Raw genomic sequence first — 396 nt, 5'->3', positions numbered from 1 at the left:
ACATGCATCTAAAAGAAAAAACACATTCCATATCTTTTCCTTCAAACAATACATTCTGGTTAATTAATGCCAGTAGGGTTACTAATGCACAGAATCATATAAAATCATTACAATAACAATTAAATAATCATCCCTTCACACCACATAATCCTCATTATAGGTGCTGCACAAATAATAACATTAATAAATATGAATATTAATGAAAGTGGACTCACCGGGACTTGAACCCGGGGCCTCTGCCTTGCAAGGGCAGCGCTCTCCCAACTGAGCTACGAGCCCATTTATGAGTAAGTAGTTTAGTAGAAGTTTGATCATTATAGAACATCAAGAATTAGAGTAATCTAATCATGTATAAGTCTATAACACACATAGAATTAGTTAATCAATATACTAATA

The 396-nt window shown here is 33.3% G+C and carries 1 tRNA gene; it reads right to left on the bottom strand.

Going from position 1 to position 396, the window contains the following annotated elements:
• Positions 1–206: 206 nt before the first annotated feature.
• Positions 207–279: transfer RNA gene (locus ON24_RS08850), tRNA-Ala, on the bottom strand.
• Positions 280–396: the final 117 nt, after the last annotated feature.

The organism is Methanobrevibacter boviskoreani JH1 (assembly GCF_000320505.1).
Lineage (GTDB): Archaea > Methanobacteriota > Methanobacteria > Methanobacteriales > Methanobacteriaceae > Methanarmilla > Methanarmilla boviskoreani.
This window is presented reverse-complemented; position numbering and strand designations above follow the sequence as displayed.